General features: G+C 69.6%; 23 protein-coding genes and 2 pseudogenes. 18 read left to right on the top strand and 7 right to left on the bottom strand.

Features of this window, described 5'->3' with window-relative positions; genetic code table 11:
* Window positions 1-24 precede the first annotated feature (24 nt).
* Window positions 25-126, top strand: a pseudogene (locus C1I95_RS37195) (hypothetical protein); the annotation flags it as partial.
* Window positions 127-305: 179 nt separating this feature from the next.
* Here C1I95_RS37195 and C1I95_RS36160 read toward each other — a convergent pair.
* Window positions 306-629 (bottom strand): hypothetical protein, encoded by a 324-nt coding sequence (locus tag C1I95_RS36160; RefSeq protein WP_233513368.1) that lies wholly within the window; start codon window positions 627-629, stop codon window positions 306-308.
* 320 nt (window positions 630-949) lie between these two features.
* Between C1I95_RS36160 and C1I95_RS05010 the strand changes: the two genes are divergently transcribed.
* Entirely contained in the window at window positions 950-1654 is a 705-nt protein-coding gene (locus C1I95_RS05010; protein ID WP_146605634.1) for a hypothetical protein, read from the top strand.
* A gap of 841 nt (window positions 1655-2495) precedes the next feature.
* Here the strand turns inward: C1I95_RS05010 and C1I95_RS34725 are convergent.
* Entirely contained in the window at window positions 2496-2912 is a 417-nt protein-coding gene (locus tag C1I95_RS34725; protein WP_146605633.1) for a hypothetical protein, read from the bottom strand.
* Between the two features lie 215 nt (window positions 2913-3127).
* Window positions 3128-3400, bottom strand: coding sequence for a hypothetical protein (locus C1I95_RS35130; RefSeq protein WP_158566292.1), 273 nt, complete (start codon window positions 3398-3400; stop codon window positions 3128-3130).
* Between the two features lie 49 nt (window positions 3401-3449).
* Here C1I95_RS35130 and C1I95_RS05000 point away from each other — a divergent pair, with 49 nt between their 5' ends.
* From C1I95_RS05000 to C1I95_RS04990, 3 genes are all read left to right on the top strand, one after another.
* A complete protein-coding gene (locus C1I95_RS05000) occupies window positions 3450-4595 on the top strand; it encodes a PucR family transcriptional regulator (protein WP_158566290.1) in 1146 nt (381 codons plus the stop codon).
* A 97-nt stretch (window positions 4596-4692) separates the two neighbouring features.
* Entirely contained in the window at window positions 4693-5448 is a 756-nt protein-coding gene (locus C1I95_RS04995) for a hypothetical protein (RefSeq protein WP_111212578.1), read from the top strand.
* A gap of 8 nt (window positions 5449-5456) precedes the next feature.
* On the top strand, window positions 5457-6245 hold the full coding sequence (locus C1I95_RS04990; RefSeq protein WP_146605632.1) for a hypothetical protein: 789 nt from the start codon (window positions 5457-5459) through the stop codon (window positions 6243-6245).
* A 710-nt stretch (window positions 6246-6955) separates the two neighbouring features.
* Here C1I95_RS04990 and C1I95_RS04985 read toward each other — a convergent pair.
* A complete protein-coding gene (locus tag C1I95_RS04985) occupies window positions 6956-8137 on the bottom strand; it encodes a low temperature requirement protein A (protein WP_111212576.1) in 1182 nt (393 codons plus the stop codon).
* A 573-nt stretch (window positions 8138-8710) separates the two neighbouring features.
* Here C1I95_RS04985 and C1I95_RS35705 point away from each other — a divergent pair.
* The 11 genes from C1I95_RS35705 to C1I95_RS04935 all read left to right on the top strand — a co-directional run bounded on the left by C1I95_RS35705 (window position 8711) and on the right by C1I95_RS04935 (window position 18676).
* Window positions 8711-8884 (top strand): hypothetical protein, encoded by a 174-nt coding sequence (locus C1I95_RS35705; RefSeq protein WP_199523613.1) that lies wholly within the window; start codon window positions 8711-8713, stop codon window positions 8882-8884.
* Window positions 8885-9258: 374 nt separating this feature from the next.
* Window positions 9259-10302, top strand: coding sequence for a fatty acid desaturase family protein (locus C1I95_RS04980; RefSeq protein ID WP_111212575.1), 1044 nt, complete (start codon window positions 9259-9261; stop codon window positions 10300-10302).
* 377 nt (window positions 10303-10679) lie between these two features.
* Window positions 10680-11411, top strand: coding sequence for a GAF and ANTAR domain-containing protein (locus tag C1I95_RS04975; RefSeq protein ID WP_111212591.1), 732 nt, complete (start codon window positions 10680-10682; stop codon window positions 11409-11411).
* A gap of 249 nt (window positions 11412-11660) precedes the next feature.
* Entirely contained in the window at window positions 11661-12071 is a 411-nt protein-coding gene (locus C1I95_RS04970; RefSeq protein ID WP_111212574.1) for a lipopolysaccharide assembly protein LapA domain-containing protein, read from the top strand.
* Window positions 12068-12625, top strand: a complete 558-nt coding sequence (locus C1I95_RS04965; RefSeq protein WP_111212573.1) for a DUF5994 family protein — start codon at window positions 12068-12070, stop codon at window positions 12623-12625. Before C1I95_RS04970 ends, C1I95_RS04965 begins: the two co-directional genes overlap by 4 nt.
* Before the next feature lie 316 nt (window positions 12626-12941).
* Window positions 12942-13442, top strand: a complete 501-nt coding sequence (locus C1I95_RS04960; RefSeq protein ID WP_111212572.1) for an inorganic diphosphatase — start codon at window positions 12942-12944, stop codon at window positions 13440-13442.
* A gap of 232 nt (window positions 13443-13674) precedes the next feature.
* Window positions 13675-13848 (top strand): hypothetical protein, encoded by a 174-nt coding sequence (locus C1I95_RS35700; protein ID WP_199523612.1) that lies wholly within the window; start codon window positions 13675-13677, stop codon window positions 13846-13848.
* The gene (locus C1I95_RS04950; protein WP_111212570.1) at window positions 13845-14849 is read left to right on the top strand and encodes a glycosyltransferase family 4 protein; all 1005 of its coding nucleotides are present in this window, start codon (window positions 13845-13847) and stop codon (window positions 14847-14849) included. The genes C1I95_RS35700 and C1I95_RS04950 overlap by 4 nt, the downstream gene beginning before the upstream one ends.
* A 151-nt stretch (window positions 14850-15000) precedes the next feature.
* Window positions 15001-16137 (top strand): glycosyltransferase, encoded by a 1137-nt coding sequence (locus tag C1I95_RS04945; RefSeq protein ID WP_111212569.1) that lies wholly within the window; start codon window positions 15001-15003, stop codon window positions 16135-16137.
* On the top strand, window positions 16134-17186 hold the full coding sequence (locus C1I95_RS04940) for a glycosyltransferase (RefSeq protein WP_438941284.1): 1053 nt from the start codon (window positions 16134-16136) through the stop codon (window positions 17184-17186). The genes C1I95_RS04945 and C1I95_RS04940 overlap by 4 nt, the downstream gene beginning before the upstream one ends.
* Complete coding sequence (locus tag C1I95_RS04935) at window positions 17183-18676, top strand: glycoside hydrolase family 130 protein (protein WP_111212589.1); 1494 nt, start codon at window positions 17183-17185, stop codon at window positions 18674-18676. Before C1I95_RS04940 ends, C1I95_RS04935 begins: the two co-directional genes overlap by 4 nt.
* A gap of 642 nt (window positions 18677-19318) precedes the next feature.
* Here the strand turns inward: C1I95_RS04935 and istA are convergent.
* Both istA and C1I95_RS04925 read right to left on the bottom strand, forming a co-directional pair.
* Window positions 19319-20168 (bottom strand): annotated as a pseudogene (gene istA / locus C1I95_RS04930) (IS21 family transposase); the annotation flags it as partial.
* Between the two features lie 431 nt (window positions 20169-20599).
* On the bottom strand, window positions 20600-21544 hold the full coding sequence (locus C1I95_RS04925; protein WP_146605631.1) for a hypothetical protein: 945 nt from the start codon (window positions 21542-21544) through the stop codon (window positions 20600-20602).
* 66 nt (window positions 21545-21610) lie between these two features.
* Here C1I95_RS04925 and C1I95_RS04920 point away from each other — a divergent pair, with 66 nt between their 5' ends.
* Window positions 21611-23401 (top strand): RNA polymerase sigma factor, encoded by a 1791-nt coding sequence (locus C1I95_RS04920; RefSeq protein ID WP_111212567.1) that lies wholly within the window; start codon window positions 21611-21613, stop codon window positions 23399-23401.
* A 338-nt stretch (window positions 23402-23739) separates the two neighbouring features.
* Here C1I95_RS04920 and C1I95_RS35695 read toward each other — a convergent pair whose 3' ends face one another.
* A complete protein-coding gene (locus C1I95_RS35695) occupies window positions 23740-24051 on the bottom strand; it encodes a hypothetical protein (RefSeq protein ID WP_199523611.1) in 312 nt (103 codons plus the stop codon).
* 795 nt (window positions 24052-24846) lie between these two features.
* Between C1I95_RS35695 and C1I95_RS04910 the strand changes: the two genes are divergently transcribed.
* Entirely contained in the window at window positions 24847-26307 is a 1461-nt protein-coding gene (locus tag C1I95_RS04910; protein WP_111212566.1) for an SDR family NAD(P)-dependent oxidoreductase, read from the top strand.
* The last annotated feature ends 61 nt before the right edge of the window (window positions 26308-26368 follow it).

Below are 26368 nucleotides of genomic sequence, written 5' to 3'. Positions count from 1 at the left end.
TGGTGGTGGACCTGGTCACGGCGGATGAGCGGGCACGGCGGTGTCCGGAGTACGGGACATTGGCCGCGCCGGTCGAAGGGCCGGCGGGTGACCCGGCCTCGTGACCTGCCGATGGGAGACCGGCGGCCGGGTCTGCGGTGGTGCAAGCGGCGCTGGCGCTGTGATGAGCCGGGCTGCGGGCGCGGGTCGTTCACTGAGGCGTTGCCTGCTGTGCCGGCTCGTAAGCGGTTGACTACCCGGTTGCGGGCGGCGGCTGGCGGGGCGGTCGCCGACGGTGGACGCACGGTGGTGCAGTCGGCGCGGGATCACGACATGTCGTGGCCGGTGGTCGCTGCCGCGTTCGTCGCGCATGCCGCTGCGGTGCTGCCGTCCAGCCGCAACCTGTCGAGGCGTTGGGCATCGACGAGATCCGCCGGGGACGACCGAAGTTCGTTTTCGATGAGACCACCGGCACGTGGGAGAGCACCGTCGACCGCTGGCACGTCGGCTTCGTGGACCTGTCGGGCGGGCAGGGGCTTCTCGGCCAGGTCGAGGGCCGCACTGCTCAGGTCGTGGCCGATTGCCGAATGCCGTACATCGATGGGCACGCCCGAAAGTACTGGCATGGTCGTCATGAGCAGCATCGGCACCGCCCTCGACAGGGTCAACGCCTGCCGGGCCTTCCCGGCAAGTCGTCGCCCCGGCCGCTCGGACGCCTCGCGGCACAGCACCGTGTCCCCACTGCCGGGAAGCGGCGTCCCATAAATTGAAGGAGATCGCGGATTATCTGCACTGTCTGTCAACGCGGACAGAATCTTGCACGCAGCGGGGTGTCCGGCGCCGTGACACGCGCGTCACAAGGATCATGTCCAGGTTCCAGCCGTGACCATGACAGCCGTCCGGTAACGGCGAGCCGCAGTAGCCATCTGACCGATCTGGGTGGTGGCGGCTGTTCATTAGCATGGTGGGCATGACGTCAGCAAGGCGGCGTGGTGCTGTACCGCCGATCGATCCGGGCGAGGTCCGGTTCCGGGTCTGGGTGGCGGTCATATCCGGTCTGCTCGCGGCTGTCCTTATGGCCTATTTCGGACACCGCGTGTACGTGGAATCGGCAGCTAACTCAGCACATCGCGCGAGCATGCTGGTGCTGGAGCCGGGGAAGGTTCTGGAGGTCAGCTACTCCAGCGCTGTGGGAGGATACGGCGGCAACGCCAACTCGCAGGAGGTCCGGTACCGCCTGTCGGGCGGCAGCGAAGTGATGTCCTTTGTAAAGCGACGGGATGCCTACCTCAACGTCAATGAGGGAGAGTACCCCATGCTGGGTTTGTGGCACGGGCACCTCGTCACTGTCGAGGGCCAATATGTGCGGAATCCATGGACGCCGGGAGCCGCGTTGGTGTTCCCGCTGCTGCCGGCAGCGTTCGTACTCATGGTGCTCCAGGTTTACCGGGTGTGGCGGCTGCGGAGGGCGCCGCCAAAGTATCCCTTCGATGACAACTCCTTCTCGTATACCCGTTCCGCCGCGCTGTTGGCCTTTGGGGCCGGTTTCGTAGCACTGTTCATTGACGGAATTCCGTGGGTGCCGGTGCTGGCCTTCGTGGCGAGCGCCCTTGGGCCGCTGACGTGGTTCACGATGCGGGAGCTCAGCGAGCGCCGCACCACTACACAGCGGTAGGCACAGACCAGGGATGCCGCCAACCACGGGGGGCGTGGCTCGAGAAAGCGAATACAGCGGCCCCGAGTTCCCCAACGCCACCGACGCCGCCCGGTCAAACGACCGCACCCGCACCGACCCAACCTCGACAGCCGGAAGGCCTCGCCCCGCCACACCCTCACCCACAGGCGCCTCGCTGGCAGGTTCGACCGCCAACCCGAACGCTGCCCGGTCTTCGGCGTCGCCCTGCAAGTCGAGGACCGCCTCGCCGCTGGCGGGGAACGTCCCTGCGGGAAGGGGATCCGTCACCGTGACCTCGTCATCCGGATCCGGATCCTGCACCTGTTGCCGCACCGCCACGCTCGCCACCGACCTGGAATCACCCGGCACCAACGCCGCTGCCGCCGCGGCCGCCGGGCCTTGCAGCTGTACCACGGGTAACAATCCCGCCAGCACCGCCACCGCTAGGACCCCAGCCCCGGACCTCCCCCGCGCACCGAAACGGTCGAAGGCAGCCCCCACGGCCAGCAAGCATGACAACACTCCCCGTCGATCAATAAAAGTGATCGACACGCTAGACACCCCGAGACACCGGCACAAGAGCGCGGCCGGCCGCACGAGGAGCAGGTCTACAAGAGACGATCACCCTGCGCACGTATCTGGGGTGCAACGCCCGTCGCTGCCGCCGCCCGCTACCGTCACAAAGTTCGCACCAAGCCCCCTCGCCGACACCACCCGGCCGACACGCTCACCAAAGCAATCTTCAGCAAATCTTCAGCTGGTGGAAAGATCACCGCGGAATGGCTTGCGTCGTCGAGGATGCTTCGCCAGCTGCGTTCCAGCGGCTGGCAGTCCGCCTCGGTCAGGGCGATCGCCTCAAGCCCTGCGCCAAGGCAGTCACGCACGAAGCCACGCGAAGGCTGTCAAGATCGATGGTCTCGTCAGGGCTCATATGCCCGTGGGGTACAGCTTGAGATGCTCGACCACTACGAGAACTGCCGTGCCGGGCGGAATGTCGACGGGGCCGTCGTGGAGCTCGACCTGCAGCAGTCCGTCCGGCGATCCGTATGGTCAGGAGTTGTTGCTCATGGCCTTCGACGGTTCCCCGGACTCGGGGCCCTTCGTGCAGCGTCGACTCGGCGCCGGCCATCGCGATCGTGTCGCCCCATCCGAGCATGTCGTCGATGTCGAACTCGACATTGACGAGGTCGCCGGGCTGGGCGGGCGGAACAACCCATTCGGCTTCCAGCCGAACGCCGGCCAACACGGCGTCGGCCATGGCGGGTACACCGGGATGCACTGCAGAACGAAATACTCTCCGCCAAGGGACGAGGCCGGTCGAGGCCGACGCGCCGCCGGTGACGCCGATGGTGCTCAGTGGACGACTTCGCCCACCGGCGTGGGCACCGGTACGCCACCCTGCTGCTCGATATGCATACGCGCTGGCCGATCAACGTCCTGCCCGACGTCACCGCCGACACCCTCGCCGCATGGCTATGCGAGCACTGCGCCGCCCAGCAGTTCGCCCGGATCTGCAGGCGGGTCGCGTCCCTCGTCGGGCATCTTGCCGTCCGGGCGTGACGAGCGGGGCCGCATCTCGACGCCATGGTCGAAGAATTGGTCTTCGCCGCTAATGACGACCAGCAACTTGCCAACCGCAACAATCTGGTCCGGCCAGAAATCGACGACCGCTCGGTGCGAAGGGCTTGTCGCGGACGCCCGGAACGGATTGGGATATCTGTTACGGTCGACGTCGTAGCGGGCCATCCATAACCGTCACTGCTCTCAGATGTCTGCGGCGGGAGGAATCGCATTGATGAGTGCCCTGTTCAACGCCCTGCGCGAGCGGGTCGAGGTCAACGCGCGGCACGCGGTCGAGACGTTCACCAACGAGGTCAGCGAGTACCAGGCGATGCCGCCCGCTGTCGAGGACCACATAGGGATGTACGACTTCGCGGTGTTCATCCGGCGCCGGTCGCTCGACCTCGCCGCGGCCTCGCTGCCGCTGAACGAGGAGGACCTGGCCGGCATCGGCGCAATTGGCCGCCAGCGGGCCGAGGTGGGACTGTCGGTACCCTCGCAGCAGCAGGTACTCGGCCTGCACACGGCGATGATGGTGCGCGAGGTACACGATGTGACCCGCCCCGAGGACGTCACCGACCTGCTGCGCATCGTGGGCTGGCTCGGTATCCAGGGCGTCCGCGCGCGCAGCGCCTACCTGCGCGGTTATACCCGCGGTGTGGGCACCGCGAGGGTGTTGTCGACGCGCCTGGAGATCCTGGCTCGGGCGCTGCTGGCCGACGAGCCTGTGGAGCCCTTCGTCGCCGATCTGCGCCTTGCCGTGCAGTACCACGTCACGATTTTGAAAACAGCGCGCCCCGTGACCGCGGAGACGCAGGCCGAGGTGGTCGCCGGGTTCGCCGCCGACCGACTTCCGGTGACCTGGCTCGCCGCCGACGAGGCTGCCATCCTCACGCCTGGCAATCATTCGAATGCAAGGATCCTTCAGCGAGTACGCCATGCGACGGCGCTGATCGGGCAGCCCTGCGGCATCGGCTCAGCAGAGGGCGCGGTGGGCGGGCTGGCCGAGACGCTGGCGTGGGCCCGGGAGGCGAGCCGGGTGGCACCGCCGCAGGATCGCCCGGAGCGGCTGCCGGAGATCAAGGACCTGTTCGTGGAGATGGCGGTGGCGCACACGCCGGCGATCGACGGCTGGCTACGCAGCTACGCCAAGGCGCTTGCCACCGGTCCGGACCTGGTGGCGACCCTGCGCGCCTACTACGTGAACGACATGAACCGTGCGAGCACCGCAGCCAGGCTGCATATCCACCCGCGCACGCTGGACTACCGGCTGCGCCGCGTGCGGGAGGTCACCGGCATCGACCCCGGCTCAACCGCAGGCGTGCGGCTGCTGAGTGCGACGGTAGCGCGGACGCTCGCCATGGACCATTACGCGGGCTGACAAACGTCAACGCCCGCCTGCGTACCGTTCACGAAGACGCGCGCCCTTCGGGACCGAAAGACTCCCGACCATGAGGAGAACACTGAGACGGGGCATCGTGGCGTCCGCCGTCGCGCTCGCGATGCTGCTATCCGGGGCGGCACAACCGGCTCGCGCTAACGCCGACGGGGCGAGCAAGAACGTCACCGAGCTGGCGCTGCTCGCCTACCAGGCCTTCAAGGCCCGCGGCTTCACGCCCGAACAGATCACGCAGTTCGTCCAGTTGGTGCTCGGCGCGATCAGCGCGACCGATGTCGCGGTCAGGGACCACATCGACGGCCTCGAGGCAGCCGCCGTTATGGCAAACCTCCGCGGGCTTACGTACACCATGGCCGACTACACGGTGCTGCGGGAGAACGAGCTCTGGCGGGAGTCGTACCCGTCGACCACGCTCTCCGGCCACGCGGCAAACGCCTTCGAGAAGTACCACGCGGTCCAGTCGCGCGTGGCTAAGGACCAGATCGGCCTGGCCGGGCAGAGCCTCTACTCGACCCTGCTGTCGGTCGCCACGGACGCCGGGCTGAACAACATGATGGCCAGGGCCGACGCCGACTACGTCACGTTCATGCAGCACATCGTCAGGGACCTGGAACCAACGTGCACCCATGTGCCCGCGCCGGACAACACCCCGCGGGACAGGATCGTCACACATACCTGCACAGCGGCCAACGGCAACGAGGTCACCAAGTACGAAGTCGTCCGCGGCGGCATCCTGATCAGTGGACCGCCCGACGAGGCCGCCCACAAGATCGAGGCTGCCAAGGACTCCGCCTGGCTGGCAGCCAAGGAAACCCTCGCCAAGAAGGAACAGTAGGAGGCGTTGTGAGAAGAAGACTGCGCAACTGCCTGATCGCTGCCGGCGTGGCGGTGGCCGTCGCGGTGGCACCGACCGCCGCACCGGCCCAGGCCACGCCCCGCACCGGTGACATGCGGGTAATGTTCTTCGACTGGACCAGCCTCGTGGCGGCGGTCGCCGGGCACCTGCTGGCCGGTGGCAGCTCTGGGGCACCGTCGCTGCAGGCGGCCGTCGACCAGATCGTCGCCGCCGTCGAGCAGTCGAAGAACGACATCATCGCCCACACCGACCTGATCGCCGCGGCCGATGTGCAGGCATGCGCCCGCCAGCACACCATCGAGTTCAGCGACATCGACAACATGGGCGCCAGCGTGCGCCAGCTGTGGGCGCAGAACGCCACCGGCTGCGCCACACTGGCGACATCGTATGTCAACACCGTCACCACCCCGACGGCGGTGGACAATATCGGCCATGTGCTGCCGTCGCTGTTCGCGATAGTGATCGCCGCCCGCACCAAGGCCGGCCTGACCAACGGCATCAACCTCGTCATCCAGGACCAGATCCGCAGCTACGAAGCGGTGGTCGCCAAGCTCACCCCGACCGACTGCGTGGTAAAACTAGCCCGCGACCCCGGTTACCCGGTCGAAAAGTGGTGGGAGTGCACCGCCTACAACGGTGACAAGGGCATCTCCGACTCCGTCGTCGGCAACCTCCGCGAACCCAACCGCACCCAGGCCGAAGACTGGGCCACCAGAAGGACCAGCCGCCCCACCGCCAAGTCCGCCCTGCCTCAGCTCCGCGCCCTGGGAGCCTGACCCACCCCCACCGGCGCCGCACGGCCGCCCACCGGCGCCGTGCGGCCCGGCCTCGCCCCGTCAGCCGGTGCCGGCCTCATCATGTCCTAGAGCTCCTGCGCGGCGAGGGTAACGTCTACAGAATCAGAACCTTCAAAAGGCGCTAACGCCGGCTCCGAACGTATCGGTTTCCGGTCCCGACACCTGGCTCGTCGGCGAGTTCGGACCACTGCAACGCCGCCACACCGCCGCCAAGATCCTCAATCAACTCGCCCTCGGCGTACCCGCCGCCCTACCAGCGACTCCGCTGGGACCAACGGTCGCCGAATGCGACGCGAAACTCGACCGCTACCGAGCGGCACTGGACGCAGGCGCCGACCCGGCCGTCGTCGCCGGCTGGATAGCCGAAACCCAGGCCGAACGGCTCCGCGCCGAGCAACACCAGCAGACAGCAGTGCATCTTGGTCGACTGCCGCCTTACCGGAAGTTTCGTCCTATCTAGCCTCTGGCTGGATCCGTAGAAGTGCTTCCCGATCAGGGAAGATAGGGGCTTGTCGAGAGCTTGATCGTCCCGTCACGGAAGGCACCCGCAGAGTGGAGGCCACCCCACACGTCCGAAAATCGGCTGGGCCGGCCGGAAGCGCTCCAGAACGCCGGCCTCACCATGAACGACACAGCCGACTGACCTTCTAGTGGAGCCGGTTAGTTGAGTGGTCGTGCGCCCCCTACGGCTACGTGGAGGGGTTTGGTTGCTCGGGTGGGTTCCCGCGGGCCCGGATGTTGTCCGCGATGGCAACGCCCGCCAGGACGAGTGTGGCGGTGAGGCCGGCCACCAGTGCGGGTGCGAGCATTAGGGCGGGGCTGGCGACGATCAGGATGAGCACCGCGACCAGCCGGGGCGGTGACACCCGGCTGAACACTTCGTACTCGAAGCGGGCTCGTCCGGCCAGGAACAATGCGGGGCCGCCGAGGATGACGGCGGCCAGCCAGGGTGTGGTGTGGTCGGTGGGTTGGGCGATGACGACTTCGAAGCCGGCGGAGGCGGCGACAACGCCGGCCACCATGAGCAAGTGGGTGTTGGGTGTGGACCGCACGAATCCACCCGGATCTCGGGAGGACTCGATGGTGGCCTGGAATAAGGCCCCGGCGCGGTGGACGTAGATCTGCCACAGCAGCACGGTGGCGGCGAAGGCGAGCAGGAGCGCCGCTGTGCGGTCGAGTGTCGTGTCGTTGTCGGCGTAGGCCAGGGTGGTGAGGAGGATGAGATCGCCGAGGGCGAGGGTGAAGAATTGCTGGTAGCGCTCCGCGAGGTGGTCGGCTGCCACCGTGTACTGGGATGTGGGTATCCGTCCGAGCCGGGGCGTGGGGTAGCGGAGCCAGGCTGATCCGTAGTCGATGGCGAGCGCCGCGACCCACAGCAGGCCCCGGGTGGGGCCTGCGACGAGACCGCCGGCGAGCCAGAGTACGGCGGACACGGCGAACCAGAAGATGAACCGGGTGGCGTGTACTCGCGCCGCGTGACGATGCAGTGCGGCGACGAGGAAGATGCCACGGCCCAGTTGGATCGCCACGTATGCGCCCGCGAAGAGCAGGGCATCGTCGGCGAAGGCGGTGGGCAGCGTGCCTGCAAGCAGGATGGTGCCGAACATGACCCAGAGCGTCATGGGGAAGATGGGGGGCCGCTGCGCGTGGTAGAGGTCGGTCACCAGCGCGGTGACGGACCAGACCCACCAGATCGCCAACAGCAGCACCACGGTCTGGAAGGCCCCGACCCAGTCGAGACGCTGCGCCAGGCTTCGTGACGTCAGTGCGAGCGCGGCGACGAAAACCAGATCGAGGAACAGTTCCAGCAGGGTTGCGCGCTGGGGCCCCTCACCCTCCCGGTCCAGCCCTACCGCGCGGTCGCTCGTCATCAGGTCCCCATCTACTGACGCCGGGTCTTCAGGACCGGCGAGAGCTTCGCAGTAGGGGGCGCGGCCGAGTCGCTGGCGAGCAAGCCCTGGGGGAATTTACGGCAGTAGCAAAATCAATATGGCAGAATGGGGTTTTGTCACCGGTTTGGGTGGTGCCCAGCGCTCCGGGCTGGCCCGAGAATCCTGGCCCTTCGTGGTGCCACCGTTGGTGAGGATGAGGCCCGGGACGTCGGCGATCGCTTCCGGGGGGCCTCGTCGTGCGCGTGCAAGCCGGCCCGGTGCGGATGCAGATCCGCGCGGCGCGGCGTACGGTGAGCGTGTCCTCCGATTCCCTGGGTGGTCGCGACGTGCCGTCGCCGCCAACCCGCTCGGGTGTTGCCCAATCGTCACTCCCATCGTGGCAGCCTGCTGGTCGTGCTGGCTGATCGCCGACCACGTCCCGGCCGCCCGATCCGCCGGCCGCGACACATTCAGGACTGCCGTGCGCCCCAACGGTGGTGGGATCCAACCAGCGCGTCCGCACGGCCGCCCGTGAGCACGACGCTTCCGGACGACCTCACAAGGGAGCATCCGATGAAGATCGCCAGGCAGTGCATCGTCAGCATTCGTCCCCAACGAGGCCAGCAGGTCGGGGCCGACTGGGTCGAGCGCGAGCTACCTAAGCGGGTGGACCCCACGGAGCAGGCCGGGCTGCTCGCCATCCTGCGTCTCGATCCGGCCGACCTCGTCGATGCGCCGTCCCCGTGAAAGGCGATCCGCTCGGACCGTTCGCCAAGCCCACATCTCCCACCGTGGCGCCCCCATGCTCCGGTGCTATTGAGGCCAATCCGCTGCAACGGGCTGGTCGATCATCGAAACTCGAACGTGACGGCACGAGAGAGTCAGCCGCCGCAGGGCCGACCAGGAAGGGAGTGCGCCGTGACATCGGAATCGGTGAGCCGACGGTTCAAGGGCCTGCTCAACAGCCCCAGAGGGCGCGGCCTGATGCGGCGTGGCCGCCGCGGCGCGGACAGCCCCGGCACGCAGGGGAAGCTTCAACAGCTCATGGCCCACCTGAGCGGCTGGTCAAGCCGCCGCCGTTGAGACAAGCTGATGAAGAAGGAGCAGCCGGAGCATCCGTCGTGAGCGACACCAGCCTCGGCGCCGACCGTCAACGGGGCAGCGACTACGCCGACCTTTCCCGGCAGGTCCGCGCAGCGGGTCTACTCGGGCGGCGGCGAGGCTACTACGCAGTGCGTATCGGCCTCGTCGTCGGTTCCCTCGCCGGAGTGTGGGCCCTGTTCGGCTGGTTGGGTGAATCGTGGTGGCAGCTCGGCGTCGCGGTGGCCCTTGCGGTGGCCTTCGCGCAGGCCGGGTTCATCGGCCACGACGCGGGGCACCGGCAGATAGCCCACTCGCGCCGGGCGAATGACCTGATCGGCATCGTGCACGGCAACCTCTTGACCGGGATCAGCTACGGCTGGTGGGTGGACAAGCACAACCGGCACCACGCCCACCCCAATACCGAAGGCAAGGATCCCGACATCACCGTGGCACCTCTGTCCTTCACCGCCGGCCAGGCCCGACGGCGGCGTGGTCTCAGCGCGCTGCTCATGCGCTACCAGGCATACCTGTTCTTCCCGCTGCTCCTGCTGGAGGGCATGCACCTGCACGCCAACAGCGTGCGGGCCGTTCTCGGCCCACGCCACATCGCCCGCCGACCCGTCGAAGCCGGACTGTTGGCCCTGCACCTGGGCGGATACCTCACCGCCGTGTTCCTGGTCCTGAGCCCCGCGCAGGCGGTCGCGTTCATTCTCGTCAACCAGGGCGTGCTCGGCCTCTACCTCGGTTGCTCCTTCGCCCCGAACCACAAAGGCATGCCCATCCTCGGTGCCGACGACAACCTCGACTACCTACGGCGGCAGGCCCTCACCTCCCGCAACGTCCGTGGCCGAATGTTCCTCGACATCGTGCTCGGCGGCCTCAACTACCAGATCGAACACCATCTGTTCCCGAGCATGCCGTGCCCCAACCTGCGCCGCGCCCGACCATTGATCAGGCGGTTCTGCGCCGAGCACGACATCGACTACCACGAAACCACCCTGGGCCGCTCCTGGGTCGAAACACTGCGCCACCTGCACGACATCGGATCCCCCGCACCTCCGCCCGGCGTCGCCACGCGTTGAGCTGCGATGTCACCTGGCAGGAGCTGAGGCGCGCCCTACTGGGCGCGTACCGTGCGCGCCGTCGGTGCCGGCGGCGTGCTCGCATACCTCGTTGATCTGCTCGACGGAGGCGGCCGTCCGTGGCGGCGCGATTCGGGCCGTCAGTCTGCTACCCGAATCAGTGCTGAACTTCCCCGGCTTTCCGGACACCGCGCAGAACTGGCCGGCCCAGGCCGACACTGACGACGTGGTGACCCAGCGCCCGCGGTTCGACTCCCCGGCCCAGCTGGCGATGGGGCAGGAGGAAAGCCGGGACCCGGCCCCATTGTGCGACCGGTCGGTCGCCCCGCGTCGCCGCACATTCCGAGTGGGACTATCGTATTCCGAGGGTGATCGACATGGCCGAGATCCAGCTGTCCGACGTGTTCGTGGAACTGGCTGACACACTGGTCGACGACTTCGACGTGATCGAGTTCCTGCATGTGCTCGCCGACCGGTGTGTTCAACTGCTGGGCGTCTCGGCGGCCGGGCTGCTGGTGACCGACCAGCAGGACAACCTTCAGGTGGTGGCGGCCTCCTCCGAAGGCACCCGGCTGCTGGAGCTGTTCCAACTGCAGACCGATCAGGGGCCTGGCGTGGACTGCTTCCGTACCGGCCAACCCGTGTCGGTCATCGACCTGCGGACCGCCGGCCACCGCTGGCCCCGCTTCACCGCCGCCGCGGCCGAAGTCGGCTTCGCCGCGATACACGCCCTGCCCATGCGCTTGCGTTCCGAGGTCATCGGCGCGCTGAACCTCTTCGACACCCACCCGGGCGCCCTCGACGAAGGCAAGGTCCGGATCGGGCAGGCATTGGCGGACGTGGCCACCATCGGGCTGCTCCAGCAACGCGCCATCCAGCACCGAGACATCCTCGCCGAGCAACTGCAGGCCGCACTCAACAGCCGAGTTCTGATCGAGCAGGCCAAGGGTGTCCTCGCCGAACGCCTTCAGGTGGACGTGGGTGAAGCTTTCGCGCTGCTGCGCAACGGCGCCCGCAGCCACAATCGGCGGCTGTCCGACCTGGCTCAGGCGATAATCGACGGCTCCGAGCAACTCGCGCCAGGAACGACAGCCAACCTGTCCGCCTGACCGGCCACGTGAGCGTCGGATTCTCGCCAGTGGTGCTACGGCCACCTGACCCGAGCGCGGATCGCCACCGAGGTCGGAATATCGCAGCCGCGTGTGTCCCGGCTGGAAGTGTTTGCGCAAATCCGGTGGATCGGACATCTCGCGGCACGGAGCAGCCCGGCCCAGGGAGTAGGCTGAGGATGTCGTCCTGGACCCCGGCGGCGTCGGCCCGCGAACTTCGCGCGCCACCGTCGAAATGAGGTCCACAAGATGGCCAGGTTCGGCCTTGCCCGCTCCACCCCCGTGCAGTCCGGCCCCGAGATCAACGGCCGGTCCCGCGCTGTGCCGCGTACCCGCGCCGGGAGACCACACGTCGCGCTCGCGACGTCCGCGCTGCTGCTCCTGCTACTGGTCTTCATCCTGCAGAACGGTCAGCGCATGGACGTGCGCCTGTTCGGCGCGCAGGGCCAACTGCCGGTGGGAGTCGCGCTGCTGCTCGCCGTGGTGTTCGGAGTGCTGCTGGTGACCGTGCACGCCACCATGCGGCGCATCATCCAACTGCGGTTGTTCAACCATGGGCGCCGCACCCCCTCCACCACCATCACCCGTCCAGACCGCGCCGCCACCGACCCGCGCGCCACCGACCCGCGCGCCGACGTACCCGAGGAACGGAACCCATGATCCGCTCTGCCGAGCAGCGCATGACGTGGGTCTGCACCCGTAAGCCGCCAACGGCACGCCTGCGGCTGACCCCCTCGCCGTCCAGACGCGCGATCCGCGACGGCGGTTGGTGGCCGACCTCGCGCGACCCGGTCGTCGAACTGTGCAGCCTGGTCACCGCGCTTAGCGCCCAGCGGGGCGGCGTGATCGAACGGATCATGCTGCAGCCCACGGCCTGGGACAGGCACCCGTACCGGATCGGAGTCGACGGCGCCGTGGTGCGGGTGGGCTGGTTTACCAGCCTAGACGCCGAGGTGGTGATCATCACGGGCCGGCAGGATCTGCGGATCGACCTGGTCGTGATAGCGCCGGAGACTGCGGACGCCGTGGCGACGGCGGCCATGCTCGCGGCTTCCCGCCCCACCAACACCACCCGCGCCGCCGGTGCGCTGCCTGTACCGCCCGGCCCTCGCTCGCCAGCAGCGGTACGAGACGGCGACGATGTCGCTGTCTGGGAGACCGAAGGCGGGCACCTCCGACCCGATCGACAACCCACAGCGCCGGCCCGGAACTGACAGCTCCAACCGGCCCGGGCCGGGGGCGCGGGTCCGGGACCTCGGTTCGAGGTCCCGGAGCCATCACTGACCGCGGTCCACCAGACGCGAAAGAGGCAACAATCGGGGAAGGACATCGGGACGCCGGACGCGGCCGACTCCACTCATCTGTTGTCGAGGTGCCTGCGTTTGCCTCGCCGAGCCAGCCGCCACCGCTACCGACCGGTCGTGTCGTTGTCGGTGTTCGACACGCACCCGGCAGCGAGATTGCCGTGTTCATCACCGACCAGACCGACGGCCGGTCACCGACTGAAGGTCCGAAGAGCGGAGCAACCGCATGGAGTTCGACGTCACCATCGAGATCCCCAAGGGAACACGCAACAAATACGAAATGGATCGCCAGACCGGCCGCATCCGGCTGGACCGCACCCTGTTCACCGCTACCCAGTACCCGGCCGACTACGGCTTCATCGAACACACCCTCGGCGAAGACACCGACCCCCTTGACGCGCTGGTGCTGGTACAGGAGCCGACCTTTCCCGGCTGCCTCATCCGATGCCGGGCCATCGGCATGTCCCGGATGCAGGACGAGAAGGGGCCCGACCCGAAGGTGCTGTGCGTTCCCACAGCTGACCCCCGCCTCGCGTACCTGGGCGACATCACGGATCTGGAGCCCTTCCACAGGCGGGAGATCCAACACTTCTTCGACGTGTACAAGGACCTGGAGCCGAGCAAGAGCGTCGACGTCGAACACGGGATCTGGGCGGGCTGGACCGAAGCCGAGGCGGAGATCGGACGTTCACAGGAACGCGCCTCCCAGCCGACCTCTGTCGGATGACCACACCAGGACGAACCGTCGGAGCCCTCGTCTGCGTACTCGCCGTCCGGACCGGCGTTCGGTCACGCCGTTCATGCCGCACGGGCAGTGCGGTCGGCGTTCCGCTTCCGACCCCCGGCAACCGACAGGTCACTCACTGTCACCCCGACGGCCGGTGGTGGGATTCGACCGGCGCGTCCACACCGCCGTCCGCGAGCATGACCGTTGCGGACGGCATTACGAGGAGTATTCGATGAGGATTGCCAGGCACCGGATCGTCAGCGTTCTTCGCGACCGCGGCCAGCAGGTCAGGGCCGACTGGGTCGAGCGCGAACTACCAGAGCGGGTGGACCTCCAGGAGCACGTCGGGCTGCTCGCCACCCTGCGTCTGGATCCGGCCGACCTCGCCGACGCGCCGTCCCCGTGAGGGTCGCCCTGCTCGGACCGGTGGCCTGGCGAACACCACCACACCACTACGGCCCCTGGGAGCAGGTGACCGGCCTGCTCGCCGAAGGGCTGGTCACCCGTGGCGTGGACGTGACCCTCTTCGCGACGCTGGACTCCGTCACCACCGCCGCCCTCGACGGCGTGTCCCCACGGGGGTACGCCGACGATCCGGACATGGACGGCCGGGTGTGGGAGGCGATGCACGTCTCCCACGCGATGGCCCGCTCCGGGCAGTTCGACCTGGTGCACAGCCACCTCGACTGGCTGCCGCTGGCCTTTGCCGAACACTGCCGCGCCCCACTGCTCACCACCGTCCACGGCTTCTCCGGCGCGGGGATCCTCCCCGCGTACGCCCGGGCCCGCTCGTCCTACGTGTCGATCTCCGACGCCGACCGGAGCACCGAGCTCGACTACATCGCCACGGTGCACCACGGCGTCGACCTCACCGGGCTGCCGTTCACCCGCGACGCCGGCCCCGGACTGGCCGCGTTCGGCCGGATCCATCCCGACAAGGGCACCCACACCGCCGTCGAGATCGCCCGCCGCGCCGGCCGGCCCCTGACTATCTGCGGCATCGTTCAGGACGAGCGGTACTTCGCCGAACAGGTGGCCCCACACATCGACGGTGAGCAGGTCATCTTCCTCGGGTCCGTCGGCCCTCGACGGCGCGCGGAGGTGCTGGGCGCCAGTACCGCCCTGCTGCACCCGATCGCCTTCGACGAGCCGTTCGGACTGTCGGTGGTGGAGTCGATGGTCTGTGGCACGCCGGTCGTCGCGTATGCGCGCGGGTCCATGCCGGAGGTCGTCGACGAGGGGGTGACGGGGTTTCTCGCGCACACGGTCGAGCAGGCCGTCGACGCGGTCGCCGAGGCCGCCGGGCTCGACCGGGCCGGCTGCCGGGAGCGGGCCCGGCAGCGTTTCGGCGCGGACCGGATGGTCACCGACTACCTGTCCGTCTACGACCACCTCGCGCACCGCTGAACCCGCCGGGCGACCGTCGATTGCTGACTTTGCAACGGCCCGCCCTCGAATCCGTTCCGCCGGCCACACACGCTGGCCGGCGTGCGCCGTCACCGCGTGAGACCGCCGCTGTACTCAGGCGATGGTCGACAACCGGAAGGCCCCATAATCCATGCCCCGCTACGGATTTCTCAGCACCCACCCGCCGACCCGGTGCGGACTGGCCACCTTCAACTCGGCCCTCGCCGCCCACCTGAGCGCCGACGGCACCCATGGCGGCATCGTGCGGGTCAGCGAGAACGGCGACGACCAGCGGACCGGACCCGAGGTCGTGCACACCTGGTCGACGCGCACCCCGGTCGGATGGCGGGACGCCGCCGCCGCCCTGAACACCTTCGACGTCGCCGTCGTCCAGCACGAATACGGCATCTACCCGGGCGCCGACGGCGAGGACATCCTGCCGTTGCTGCGCCGGCTCACCGTGCCGAGCATCGTCGTCCTGCACACCGTGCTCCGCCAGCCCACCGCCCGGCAGAAGTCCCTGCTCGAGCAGATCGTCGCCGTCGCCGGGGCGGTCGTCACGATGACCGACACCGCCCGCGACCGGCTACTCGTCGGCTACACCGTGCCCCCGGACAAGGTCACGGTCATCCCGCACGGTGTCGCCGAGCACGTGGGCGTACCCGCCGATCGCCGTACCCGCCCGCATCTGCTGACCTGGGGGCTGCTCGGCCCCGGCAAGGGCGTCGAATGGTCGCTACGGGCGCTCGCGCGGTTGCAGGACCTCGACCCGACCCCCACTTACACCCTCGCGGGCCGGACCCACCCGAAGGTGGTCGCGCACCAGGGGGAGGCGTACCGGGCGGGACTGCACCGCCTCGGCGCGCAGCTGGGCGTCGCGCACGCCATCGACTACCAGAACGTCTACCACGACCGGCCCACCCTCGGCCGGTTGATCCGCTCCGCCGACGTGGTCGTGCTGCCCTATGACTCCCGCGAGCAGGTCACCTCCGGGGTGCTCATCGAGGCGGTGGCCGCCGGGATACCCGTGGTGGCCACCGCGTTCCCGCACGCCGTCGAACTGCTCACCGGCGGCCCCGGTCTGGTCGTACCCCATCGGGACTCGGCGGCGCTGGCCGCCGCCATCCGACGGATCCTCACCGAACCGGGCCTGGCCGCCCGGCTGGCCGGCCGCATCCGGCCACTGGCCGCGGACCTGCGCTGGCCGGTCGTGGCGGCCCGCTACGGCAGCCTCGCCGAGCGGCTCATCGCCACCCGCGCCTCCGTGGTCGGCGCGGTGTCGGCGTGACCGCGACCACCGGCCGACCCAGCATGCCGGACAGCGGCCTCCGGCAGCCGGTGCCCCGACCGAGCTTCGCGCACCTGAGCCGGTTGAGCGACGACACCGGCCTGTTCGAACACGCCCGGCACGCCATCGTCCGCCGCGAGCACGGCTACTGCACCGACGATGTCGCGCGCGGCCTGGTCGTCACCAGCCGCCAGCCGGAGCCGACCGAGGAGGTGCTCCGGCTCGCGGAGCGCTACCTCGCCTTCCTGACCCACGCGCAGGACGCCGCCGGCGCCTTCCGCAACCGGCTCGGTCACGACCGGCGCTGGACCGACCAGCCCGGCCTCGGCGACTGGTGGGGCCGGGCACTGTGGGGGCTGGGCACCGCCGCCGCCCGCAGTCCCGCCGCCTGGATCCGGGAGGAGGCGCTCGTCGCCTTCAGCCGGGGCGCCACCCGGCGCTCCCGGGCCCCGCACGCGATGGCCTTCGCCGGACTCGGCGCCGCCGAGGTACTGCGCCGCCACCCGGCCCACGCCGCCGCAGCCGCGCTGCTGGCCGACGCGGCCACCACGATCGGCGCCCCCGGACCCGACCCGCAGTGGCCCTGGCCGCAGGAGCGGCTGACCTACGCCAGCGCGGCCCTCGCCGAGGTCGTCATCGCCGCCAGCCAGCTCCGCCACGACGGCCCACCGCTCGACGACGGGCTGCGGATGCTGAACTGGCTGCGCGACGTACAACAACGCAGGGGACGGCTGTCGGTCGTGCCGGCCGCCGGGTGGGCATGCGGCGCGGCGCGGCTCCGCCACGACCAGCAGCCCATCGAGGTCGCCGCCTTCGCCGACGCCTGCGCGACGGCCGCCACGATCACCGGCGACCCCGGCTGGGAGGCCGGAGTAGAGCAGGCGGTCGGCTGGTTTCTCGGCGACAATGACATCGGCACGCGGATGTGGGATCCGGCGACCGGCGGCGGCTACGACGGCCTGACCCCGCACGGCCCCAACCTCAATCAGGGCGCCGAGTCCACCCTCGCGCTCATCTCCACGCTGCAGCACGCCCGGCGGTGGTCGTGACCGGCACCCTAGCCGTCCGGCACGGTGTCACCCTCGCCCCGGATCCGGGCCGGGTCATCGTCAAGCTCTTCGTTCCAGGTGAGGACGCGGCTGTGGTACGCACCCGCGCGGGGGCGCTCATCGACCGTGTCGCGCACCTCGACGACGAGGAGACGGGCAGGCTGCTGAGGGACACGTTCCGCCGCTTCGGCGTCCGGCACCGCGACCTGGACGGCACCTTCCACCACCACCACGACCTGGTCCGACACCGGGCCGCGCGAACCCGGGACCTGTCCCCCACCACCCGCCTCCTGATCGGCGCCTACTTCAGCCACGAATACGCCGTCGAGGCGGCCGCGCTGTGCAACCCGTCGATGGTGGCCCACCCCGACCAGACCGGCCTGGGCAGCAAGCAACTGCGCGTCGCGGTCAGCCTGCGCCAGATCGGCGAGGGCCACCTGTCGTCCATCGGGTTCGCCACCGCGGTCATCGGACCCGAGCGCCGACTCACCGTCGCCGACCGTACCGGCCCGCTGGTCGTCGGGCAGCGGGCCGGCGTACGGCACCGTCGGGACCTCCTCGCCGCCGGCCTGACCGAGGTGGACTGCGACAACGAGATCACCGCCACCGTGCTGGACGCCCTGCCCGAACGCTACGACGAGGCCACCTTCGAGCGGGTGCTCGGCGACCTGCCACCGGACCTGCTCTACCGCAGCACCGGAGGGAGCACCCTCGAACACCTGCGCCGCACCAACGCCGCCAGCTACGCCACGACCTTCCCCGCCGACACCGCCCTGCACCAACGGGTGCTCTGGCCGGCCACCCCGGCAGAGAGCAACGGCATGGAGGACGCCCGGTTCGTCCGGTTCCTCGACGAGTCCGGACCGGTGTACCGGGCCACCTACACCGCCTACGACGGACGTCGCATCGCCACCCGCATGCTAGCCAGCGGCGACCTGCGCCGCTTCGAGATCACCCCGATGCGCGGGCCGGGCGTCCGCAACAAGGGCGTCGCACTGTTTCCCCGTACCATCGGCGGCCGGCACCTCGCCCTGTGCCGCGCCGACGGCGAGACCATCGGCCTGACCTGCCTCGACGCCGAGAACCGATGGCAGGATCCGCTGCCCCTGCACGGCCCCCGCGACAGCTGGGAACTGATCCAGGTCGGCAACTGCGGATCGCCCATCGAAACCGATGCCGGCTGGCTCGTACTCACCCACGGGGTCGGCCCGATGCGCCGGTACGCCATCGGCGCGCTCCTGCTCGACCTGCATCGACCGGAACGAGTCGTCGCGCGGCTCCCCGGCGCACTCCTGACACCCGACAACGCCGACCGCGACGGATACGTCCCCAACGTCGTCTACTCCTGCGGCGGCCTCATCCACGACGGCGAGCTGTGGCTGCCATACGGGGCCAGCGACGCCCGGGTCGGATTCGCCACCGTGCCGCTGGCCACGCTTCTCGCCGGGATGGTGGAATCCCCGCCAGCACCGGACGACCGGGACCGATGATTCGGCCGCCGCCACGGCAGTCCGGACGGCGAGTGCCGGCGTACGCGCGACCGCGTCGCACGTTGCGGCGACAGGACGGCGGAATCCTGCGCAGGTGTGGACGGCCAGGGACGGCGGCTCAGGCGTCGTGATCGGCGAGGTGCCGCCACGGCAAGCAGCCGGGTCGCTGGTCATGTGTTCAACTGGCGGACCGCGCGAGCTTCCCGGCGTCGAGCGGCCGCCGCCCGCGATCGAGCTGCCGGTCAATCTCGTCGAAGGTCGGCCAGGTACCCGTGGCAACGGAAGTGCTCGTATACAGCCTGCAGAAGGCGATACTGGTCCGTCCTGAGCTGACCGTCCCGGAAGTTTCCCGCTCCCCCTTGTCGCCCCGACGGCCACTGCGTGTGCGGACCCTCAAAGCATAGGGCGTAACGGCGCATCAGCGCCGCGCAACCTCCCTCGGTCTGGTTGCCGGGAAGGTAGGCCCCCTCACGGCCATCCGACCTTCGGTACTTTGGTGCAAAGCCGTGGGAGTGTGTCGAATGTGAGACAGAGCCGTTAGATCCACAGACCCTCCTGCTGGTCACCGGGATCACCGGCGGCGAACCTCCGCCCAGCGGATCACCCGCAGCAGACGCCTGTGGCGCCAGCGGCCCATGGACCGCGGCGTCGGGTGTCGCGGTGGATTCGGGCGTTGACCTCGTCGGTGAAGTCGCGGCAGGCCGCCTCCAGCTCGGCGAACGTGCGGTACTGGCCGAGCAGGTTCGCGCTGGTGGGCACCAGGTCCGCCTTGGCGATCTTCACGGTGTTCTCGGCGCCGCCCTTGGACTGTGGGTCCGCCGGCACGCAGGTGCGGATCGTCATCCCGTAATGCCGGGCCACCTGCACGATCTCCGGATTTCTGACGACGATGTCCGCGACGTGCTCCACCGTGATCGTCTTCTCGTTGTCGGTCAGCACGTAGGCCGGCACCCCGCCGAACCGTCGCAGGGTGGCGTCCAGGCGGGCCACGACCGTCGGCAGGGTCTTGTCCAGCACCGGGATCACCATCCGGAACCTCGACCAGGGCAGCCACGCGCGCCACAACGTCGTGCGCCGGCCGCCGATGCGTGGGCCCTTCGCCCCAGTCGAACTGCAGCCACAGCCCCGGCTCCGGGATCCACGGGCGGAACACCCGCCGCTGCCCGGCCTGCCAGGACTTCTTCACCGCGGCGACGGCCCGGCGGGTGGTGCGTTCCCCGCCGGCGAAGCCCATCGCGGTGATCCGCCGGTGCACCACATCGGCGCGGACCCGGCCGCCCGAGCGGGCCACCAACTCCTCGATCTTGTCCATGAACTCGTCGATCGGCCGGGCCCGCTGGGTCCGCCCCTCCGGGCTGCGCCCCTCGGCCCGCAACTTCACATACCGGGCCACGGTGTGGTGGTCACACCCGGCCAACTCGGCTGCCGGACGGTAACTGCCCGTGAGGTCGTACGCCTCCAAGATTTCCACGATCTCCCTGCCGCGTTTCACGCCGCCGACCCTCGCCGACCAGCGTCTCGTCATGATCAGCGGGGAGATAACTGGCCATCCACGGGGAGAACCCCGGCCATCAGCGGGGCGGTAATTGGCGGCCTATGGGGATCTTTCACTGGCCGCCGACAGTCATCGAGGTCAACCAGCTGGACAAGGCCCACCGGGCGCCGCCGCGGCAAGACCGACACCATCGATGCCGAGGCCCGCGACTTTATGGTCGGCAACATACCAACGAGCGTTGCGGCATCGCTGCCATTCATGACTGCATCGGCGGGATGCACGAAAGCTACCGCGCCAAACACCGACCAGCACGCGGACGGGCCGCCGGATGACCGGCGACCCGTTCCGGTTGGTCGTTCACCAAGCAGCCCGGCGGCCCCCCGGTCCCGCGCCGGGCGGCCGGCGCGGGACCACGGGTACCGGCCGGGTCAGTTCGCGCAGACGGCGTACGCGCGGACCTTCCAGTTGCTGCCGAAGCCGTCCTCGTCCTCCATGGCGCGGACGGTGACGACGGTCGAGGTCGTGGCCCGCATCTCGGTCAGGCGCACCTGGCCATCGCCGCCGAGAATCTCGCCGCCCACCCCGTGCACGCGCGTGCCCGGGGGGCAGGTGGCGGTGACCGACTGGATGGAGGCGGAACTGTAGACGCTGTCGTTGATCACACGCTGCTCGCCGGGCAGCGGGTCGGCGCAGATCGCGGTGGCGTCCAGCCACCAGGTGCCGCTGAAGCCGGTGCCGTCCTCGGCCCCTGCCACCACGACGCTGTTCTGGTTGATGCGCAGATCCTCGAGGACAACTTCGCTGTTCGACGCCCCGACGACCGCGCCACCGACCCCGATGGCGTGCTTGCCGGTCGGGCAGGACTTCTCGAACCAGTTCGACGTGCCGAAGCTGGGCGTCGAGCTGCCGGACACGGTCACCAGGCCCGCGGGCGGCGTGGCGCACACCGCGCTCGCCGTGACCGCCCAGTTGCCGGCGACGCCGTTCTCGTCCTCCCGGCCGGTCACCGAGTACGCGTCCCCGCCGATCAGCGGCCGCATGATGTCCATGCCGACCTGACCGAGGCCGGAGCCGGTGATGGCGCCGCCACCGCCGATGACCTTGGTACCGGCCGGGCAGGTCGCGCTCTGCGACTTCGCGACGCTGTTGCTGGGGCCGGTCGTCGTCTTGATGCTCAGGCCGGGGACCGCCGCCACCGGTCCGGTGAGGGCCAGTTGGCCGAGCACGAGCGCGCTCAGCGCGGCCCCGCCGGCGGCGGCCGTCCGACGCGACCACGGGTTCCGGTTCGATCCGTTTCGCATGGTGTCTTCCTTAATTGAGGCTGTTCGGTTGCGATTGACATCGGTAGGAGCGCCGTCGGGTCGGGATGCCAACAGAAAGCTCGAAGAAAAAAGTTCTGCGGTTCTAATTGACCGGTCGACGAGCAGCGGGAGACACGGATGGACACGGCGGCGCGCGACGACACCGCACTGGTCGAGGCGGTGCGCCGCGGTGAGCGGGCCGGGTTGGAGGGCATGTACCGGCGGTACGCCGACCGGCTTTACACGTACGCCCGGACGATGGTGCGCGAGCCGGAGGCCGCCGCAGACGCCGTCCACGACGCATTCCTCACGGCCAGCCAGCGCATCGGCCAGCTTCGGGAGCCCGATCGGCTACGCTCCTGGCTGTACGCGATCGTGCGCAACGAATGTCTCCGGCAGCTCCGGGAGCGGTCCCGCTCCCTGCCGCTGGACGAGGCCGGCGAGCCGGTGGCCGAAGCCGCCGACCCGGCCACGGGCGTCAACGCCGAGCAGGTACGCGCGCTGGTGCACACCGCGGTCGCCGCGCTGAACCCGGGCGACCGGGAGGTGGTCCACCTGGCCATCCGCCACGACCTGTCGACCGTCGACATCGGCGCGGCCCTCGGGGTGCCCGCCAACCACGCGCACGCCCGCCTGTCGCGCGCCCGTTCGCAACTCGAACGAGCGCTGGGGGCGCTGCTGGTGGCCCGCACCGGAGCCCGGGACTGTCCGACCCTCGCCGGCCTGATCGACGGCTGGCAGGGCCGGCTCACCCCGACCCTGCGCAAGCGGGTCTCGCGGCACATCGACGGCTGCACGGTGTGTGGGCTGCTCCGGCGGGAACACCTCAGCCCTGCCGCCCTGCTGTCGGCGTACACGGCACCGGCCTTCCTGGTCGTCGCCGACACGGTGTGGCCGAGACTGGCAGAGGTCTACGCGACCGATGTCCTGGCCGATCCGGCGGGTACGGTCACGGCCGGCCCGGCGGCCGACCAAGCGCTGGCGGTCGACGAACCATCCGGGTCGGGAAACGCTGGCCCGGCGACCGAGCGGGCGCCGGTAGCCGACGAACCATCCGGGTCGGGAGTCGCCGGGCCGGCGGCTGGTGCGGGCGAGGGGCCCACGCCGACGGACGGCGGGGCGGTGGCCGCGGAAGGTGCGGCGGTCGTGCCGGAAGATGTGGTGGGGGCCTCGGACGGTGCGGCGGTGCCGCGTGGTGCGGCGCACCCAGTATGGGCGACCTCGTCGGCGAAGCGCGACCGGCGCCGTCGGCGGCTGGCCGGGGCGGCAGCCCTGTTGACCCTTCTCGCCGCGTTCGGCACCTGGGCACTGCTATCGGAACGCTCGACCGCCGCGCCGGACGGATCCGGCAAACCGGCGTCCGAGACGCTCGGATCACCGGCCGGCAAGGTGGCACCCGCCTCCGCGCCGCCGTCCGCCGCGGCCACGGGAGCCGGCACGCTGGCTGCCGATCCGCCACCGACCGCTGCCGCCGGTCCGACGTCCGGAACCGGGATCGTGCCGGCGGATGGCGCCGGCGCCACCCGGGCCGATGCGACCAGGGCTGTCGTGCCCGGTGGCGCCGCACCGGCACCGACCGTGGCACCGACCAGACCTCCGACCGCGCCCCGGCCGACGGCCGCGACGCAGATCGCCGCGCCGTTCACGGTCTCCGCCACCGCTCACGTGCGGTGCGGCTTGGACATGTACAGCCTCGTAGTGCAGGCCACCGGCAGTGCCGCACTCGGCGGCGCCGAGGTTCGCTGGACACCCACCGGGGGCAGGACGTCGGCCCGGGCCCTGACTGTGGACGGATCGGCCGCGCGGGTGACCGTCTGGCAGTTACGCGCGCCGGCGCTGACCTGGTCGGTGCGGGCGACGGCTGTGGACGGCCGCACGGCGCAGAGCCCGAGCTACCCGGTCACCGACCCTTGCGTCCAGCCGGGATAGCCAGGACGGCCGTGGGCGGTCTGCGGCGCAGGTTGAAGAGGCTGGCGGCGGTCAGGCTGAGGCGCTGCGTTGGCAGGGTCAAGGCAGGACGCGGGCCGCCGCCGCGCAAATGGACGCACTGCTTCAACTCGCGTTCGCCGTCCGTGCGGCCATCGGGATTAACAGGTCGAGGTCGGTTTGCTCGGGAACACGGTCCACCTCGATCGACCTTGCGCTTTATCAACTCGGTGGCCATAAGAAGCGGTAGATCAAAGTTGCATGGGGTTCTGACGGACCACTCTTCTGCCGCGGGTCGGGCGCCACGCCTAGCAACCGGGCGCGGCGCCGAAGCTACCCGGTCATAGCCAATGGGAGGTAGGGCGATGCCCGCACTCGCCGGAGGCCGATGGTGGTAGCCCGTGAATGCCAGCAGTGGCCACGGCGGCATCGTTGATCGTGGTGGGATCGATGCTCCAGCGACCGGCCATCGCCATCACGTCGGACTCGGACGGCGTCGTGGCGTACCAGGCCGCCCATTCCTCGTCCGACCAGTGTTCCCACCCGGGCTCCATACCGCGTATGCCGATACCCAACTCGACCTCACCGGCTGTCGGATTACCGAGGAACAGCGGCACCTCGCCCCGCTCTCCGATAAAGCAGTACGCACGCAACAGCTCACCATCCAGCGCCCGGGCCCAGGCGTGATAGTCCGGGACTCGCTCGTTGGCGAAGAACTACACCTCGCCCAGATCGCGGCTCAGTCTCCTAAGCCAGTCGGGGAAGGGCGGCTCGGTCGCGTCGAACCCCGTCGGCAGTGCAGCCGGCCGTGGGCGAGGGTCCAGCCTGGTACCGGCGCGGCCACATACACGCCGTGCCGATATGCCCGGTCGGTGCCGGCGGCCCAATCGAGGACCTCCCGGCCGTGCAGCTCAAGCGCATCCGCGACCTCGTCAGGGGTTCGGTCTCGGACCGCCAGCCACGACGTCTTATAACCGAACCCGGCCACGCTGCCATGATTCCAGAGGCCTGTTCACTGCTGCATGGAGGAATCCGGATCGGGTCTGTCAAGTTAACTTGACAGACCCCCTGTGGGGGCTCGACCTTCCGGGCAGCCGCCCGTTCGTCGGCCGCCCGGGGCAGAGTGCTTTTCGGCTCCAACCCCCTCGCGGTTCGCTCGTACTTGATCAAGTGGAACCCACTGCCCGTCGGAGTAATCAGGGTGCCGATGGCTGGTCGGGTGACGCACCAGGTCTGGCGGGGCAAACGGCAAGAAGCCCGTTACCGGCGTACCGGCTACGGGCTTCTGGCCTGAACATATAGACCCGGGCGAGGTTGGCCTCGACGGTCTTCGGGCTGATGAACAGGCGCGGGATGCGTCGGAGGCCGTGCGGTGCGTACAGTTCCGGGTCGGACTTGGGGTGGGCCGGGTAGATCCGGCGCAGGGAACGGGACGAGACAGCGACGGCATGACGGCGGACAACATTGCGGAAACCGGTCAATACGGCATTGACCCGACCCGGCTGGAGACCTGTCTCAGCGTCTTTGAGGCGTTGGAGGACCTGCCCCCCGATCATCCCGACGTGGTGCGGGTGCAGCGGGCCACCGCGAAGCTCTACAAGGTGATCAAGCAGCGGCGACGCGAGGAACGGCGGGATGCCATCGCGGCGGCCGACCGCGCGGTGACGGCGGCCACCGCCACCGGCGCCCCGGGCCGGATCGACGATGAGACCCAGGGCAACCCGCTCGCCTCCCCCACCGTGGGTGCCACGGCCGGCTTCCTGCACAAGCCGCGCGGCTGCTACGTCTGCAAGCAGCGCTACCGCGATGTGGACGCCTTCTACCATCAGCTCTGTCCGCCCTGCGCCGCGCTCAACCGGGAGCGCCGGAACGCCCGCACCGATCTGACCGGTCGGCGCGCGCTGCTCACCGGCGGCCGGGCGAAGATCGGCATGTACATCGCGCTGCGGCTGCTGCGCGACGGCGCGCACACCACGGTGACCACACGGTTTCCCCACGACGCGGTCCGCCGATTCGCCGCGATGTCCGACAGCGGGGACTGGCTCCACCGCCTGCGGATCGTCGGGATCGATCTGCGCGACCCCGCCCAGGTGATCGCCCTCGCTGACTCGGTCAGCGGCCAGGGACCACTCGACATCCTGATCAACAACGCGGCGCAGACCGTCCGCCGCACGCCCGCGGCGTACGCGCAGCTCGTCGCCGCGGAGGCGGCTGCCCTGCCGGACGGCCCGCTGCCGGAGATGATCACGTTCGCCAAACCGGCCGGCCGGGGCGACCCGGCGGGCAGCCTGATCGCCCCACTGAACTCGCCCGCGCTCACCCCGCACGCGCTCACCGCGCTGGCGCTGACCAGCGGCTCCGCCTCGCCGGAACGGATCGCGACAGCCAGCGCCATCGACGCGGGCGGTCTGGTGCCGGACCTCGACCCGGTCAACAGTTGGGTGCAGCGGGTGCACGAGGTGGACCCGGTCGAGCTGCTCGAAGTGCAGCTGTGCAACGTGACCGCGCCGTTCGTGCTGGTCAGCCAGCTGCGACCGGCGATGGCCGCCGCGACCGCCCGCCGCAAGTACGTGGTGAACGTGTCGGCGATGGAGGGCCAGTTCGCCCGCGGCTACAAGGGGCCAGGGCATCCGCACACCAACATGGCCAAGGCCGCGCTGAACATGCTGACCAGGACCAGCGCCCAGGAGATGCTGGCCGACGGCATCCTCATGACCAGCGTCGACACCGGCTGGATCACCGACGAGCGGCCTCACCCGACGAAGATGCGGCTGGCGGACGCCGGCTTCCACGCCCCGCTGGACCTGGTCGACGGCGCGGCCCGGGTCTACGACCCGATCGTCCGCGGCGAACAGGGCGAAGACCTGTACGGCTGCTTCCTCAAGGACTACACACCCTGCGCCTGGTGATCGGCGCTGTCCCTGCCGAAACCTCATCCGCGCTAGGCCCTCTGTCGAAGTCCTCGGTCGA

The sequence above is a fragment of the Micromonospora craterilacus genome (genome assembly GCF_003236315.1).
Classification (GTDB): domain Bacteria; phylum Actinomycetota; class Actinomycetes; order Mycobacteriales; family Micromonosporaceae; genus Micromonospora; species Micromonospora craterilacus.
Note: the sequence above shows the minus strand (reverse complement) of the source record. Positions and strands in the feature narration are given on the sequence as shown.

What these genes read in the sequence shown, in the direction of transcription:
- C1I95_RS05010 (WP_146605634.1), top strand. Translation starts at nt 950, where the DNA reads ATGACGTCAGCAAGGCGGCGTGGTGCTGTACCGCCGATCGATCCGGGC.
- C1I95_RS34725 (WP_146605633.1), bottom strand. Translation starts at nt 2,912, where the DNA reads ATGGCCGACGCCGTGTTGGCCGGCGTTCGGCTGGAAGCCGAATGGGTT.
- C1I95_RS35130 (WP_158566292.1), bottom strand. Translation starts at nt 3,400, where the DNA reads ATGGCCCGCTACGACGTCGACCGTAACAGATATCCCAATCCGTTCCGG.
- C1I95_RS05000 (WP_158566290.1), top strand. Translation starts at nt 3,450, where the DNA reads ATGAGTGCCCTGTTCAACGCCCTGCGCGAGCGGGTCGAGGTCAACGCG.
- C1I95_RS04985 (WP_111212576.1), bottom strand. Translation starts at nt 8,137, where the DNA reads ATGACGAGCGACCGCGCGGTAGGGCTGGACCGGGAGGGTGAGGGGCCC.
- C1I95_RS35705 (WP_199523613.1), top strand. Translation starts at nt 8,711, where the DNA reads ATGAAGATCGCCAGGCAGTGCATCGTCAGCATTCGTCCCCAACGAGGC.
- C1I95_RS04975 (WP_111212591.1), top strand. Translation starts at nt 10,680, where the DNA reads ATGGCCGAGATCCAGCTGTCCGACGTGTTCGTGGAACTGGCTGACACA.
- C1I95_RS04970 (WP_111212574.1), top strand. Translation starts at nt 11,661, where the DNA reads ATGGCCAGGTTCGGCCTTGCCCGCTCCACCCCCGTGCAGTCCGGCCCC.
- C1I95_RS04965 (WP_111212573.1), top strand. Translation starts at nt 12,068, where the DNA reads ATGATCCGCTCTGCCGAGCAGCGCATGACGTGGGTCTGCACCCGTAAG.
- C1I95_RS04960 (WP_111212572.1), top strand. Translation starts at nt 12,942, where the DNA reads ATGGAGTTCGACGTCACCATCGAGATCCCCAAGGGAACACGCAACAAA.
- C1I95_RS35700 (WP_199523612.1), top strand. Translation starts at nt 13,675, where the DNA reads ATGAGGATTGCCAGGCACCGGATCGTCAGCGTTCTTCGCGACCGCGGC.
- C1I95_RS04945 (WP_111212569.1), top strand. Translation starts at nt 15,001, where the DNA reads ATGCCCCGCTACGGATTTCTCAGCACCCACCCGCCGACCCGGTGCGGA.
- C1I95_RS04920 (WP_111212567.1), top strand. Translation starts at nt 21,611, where the DNA reads ATGGACACGGCGGCGCGCGACGACACCGCACTGGTCGAGGCGGTGCGC.
- C1I95_RS04910 (WP_111212566.1), top strand. Translation starts at nt 24,847, where the DNA reads ATGACGGCGGACAACATTGCGGAAACCGGTCAATACGGCATTGACCCG.